Origin of the sequence: Streptomyces sp. DvalAA-14, from assembly GCF_900091855.1 — a bacterium.
Taxonomy (GTDB): domain Bacteria; phylum Actinomycetota; class Actinomycetes; order Streptomycetales; family Streptomycetaceae; genus Actinacidiphila.
The window spans coordinates 1-1,890 of the sequence record NZ_FMCH01000624.1 but is presented as its reverse complement, the minus strand read 5'-3'; the positions used below and the strand labels follow the sequence as shown (position 1 = coordinate 1,890).

Annotated in this window: 3 protein-coding genes; 1 reads left to right on the top strand and 2 read right to left on the bottom strand. The window is 71.4% G+C overall.

Annotated features, from left to right (window positions below; genetic code table 11):
- Both GA0115240_RS33215 and GA0115240_RS33210 read right to left on the bottom strand, forming a co-directional pair.
- Positions 1 to 367: NAD(P)-binding domain-containing protein (locus tag GA0115240_RS33215; RefSeq protein ID WP_141709055.1), on the bottom strand; the 367-nt coding region annotated here is incomplete at its 3' end.
- Entirely contained in the window at positions 367 to 1,179 is an 813-nt protein-coding gene (locus tag GA0115240_RS33210; RefSeq protein WP_141709054.1) for a hypothetical protein, read from the bottom strand. The genes GA0115240_RS33210 and GA0115240_RS33215, both read right to left, overlap by 1 nt.
- 180 nt (positions 1,180 to 1,359) lie before the next feature.
- On the opposite strand from GA0115240_RS33210, the gene GA0115240_RS33205 reads away from it, so the two are divergent.
- A partial coding sequence (locus GA0115240_RS33205; RefSeq protein ID WP_141709053.1) for a hypothetical protein occupies positions 1,360 to 1,890 on the top strand: 531 nt, incomplete at its 3' end.

Below are 1,890 nucleotides of genomic sequence, written 5' to 3'. Positions count from 1 at the left end.
GGCTGCCGCCGATCGGGGCTTCGAGCACCTCGACGCCCTGCCGCCGCGCCCGCTCGCGGACGGGTGCGGCGGCCCCGGGGGAGTTGCTGCTCATGTCGATCCAGGTCGCCCCGGGGGCGAGCGCCGCCAGGACCTCGTCGTCCATCACCGCGGTGACCTCGGCGGGGCCGGGCAGCACCGTGAGGAGCACGTCCGCCCCGACGGCCGCCGCGGCGGCGGACGGCCGCCAGCGCGCCCCGCCGGCGAGCGCGGCGGTTTCGCGGTCCCGCGCCACGTCCCAGACGGCCACCGGGTGGCCGGCGCCGGCGAGACGGGCGCAGACGGGAGTTCCCATCCGCCCCAGGCCTATCAGTCCGATTTTCTGCATCACCGGAGCGTAATCGGGCCCGGGCGCGGGGGGATCGACCCCGTCGGGGGGCCGCCGGGGTGGACCACCGGGCCGTGGCCGCCGGGGAAGAAGGTCGGCGTGGGGAAGACCGAGATGGAGTCGGTCTCGGTGTAGGTCTGGCCGGCGTTGTTGAGCAGCGCGGTAAAGGTGCCCATGAGCTCGATCACGTTTCCGGCGTCCACCAGTTTCGCCTCCATCTGCGGATTGATCTGGGCGGCGAAGGCGGTGCTCTCGTCGTCGAGCGGGTCGAGGACGAATTCCGGGGTGTTGGTGCCGCCCCCGCCGGCGTAGTTTCCGGTGATCACCGCCTCCGTGCTTCCGACGTCCTGGCCGAAGAGCGAATCGGAGTTGACCGCGTTCATGACGACCGTGCGCAGCGTCGCGTAGGCGTCGCTGGCGGCCTTCGTGGCGTCCAGGAAAGCCTGTTCGGCGGTCCGCAGTGCTCCGAGGTCGACGGTGAACGGACTGGCCTGCGGCGCGGCCGTGGAATCGCCGGTACTGGCCGCCGTGTGGTCGTTGTAGGTCGGCTCCAGGTCGGGCGCCACGGTGTAGGCCGTGGCCAGCGTGGGGGTGGTCTGGAGGTCGCCGGGGGCCGCGGCGTCGCCGGGTGTGCCGTAGGTCGGCGTGCCGCCGTAGATGCTGGTGTACTTGTCGGCGGCTTTCTGCTCGTCCGAGGCGTCCTTCGCGGACTTGTCGATCTCCGGTTCCCAGGGGGTGTCCTGGTACTTCGATGTGATCGGGTCGGTGTCCGGCTGCTTGGCCATCGGGAAGCCCGGCTCTCTCTGAGGCACCTCAGGGTCTTGACCGTGACGGGCCCAGGGCGGGCCCGGATGAGCCCCACCATTGTTCCGTGCCGGCCGGCCGACAGCGATGTCCCTTTTTCTGGACACCTCCGGTGCCCGGAACGTGGATCTGTCGACGGTGCGCGATGCTCCGTAGCTTGGCAGAATGGGCGAAGAATCGAGCGCGCCGTGACGGATTCCACGCCGGCCGCCGGCGCGGAGGATTCCGGCGCCCGGACGTCGGTGCACTTGACGGACAGGAACGGCGGGGTGCTGTCGCGGGACGGTACGACGTACACCTCGCCGTCGGGTGTGGTCGAGCACGGGATCACCACGCCGGACGGGCGGTTCCTGCCCAATGGCGCGGTGCGGACGGTCGACGGCCACCAGCTGTACGGGACCCCGACCGACGGCGGCGGTTTCCTGTCCGAGGACGGCACGACCTTCGTGACGCCGAAGGGTGTGGTCGAGCACGGGCAGACCTCCCAGGACGGGCATTTCCTGACCCAGCGGGTGGTGGACGGCCATCCGCTGTGGGGGAGCGACACGCAGGACGACGGCTCCGGCGCGGGCTGGATGTCGCAGGACGGCACCGTCTACATCGACCCGGCGGGAAAGGTCGCCCACGGCCTGACAGCACCGGACGGCCAGTTCCTCGCCGACGGTGTGACCCGGGTGGTCGCCGGTCAGCAGGTGTACGGGACCCCGACCGACGGCGGC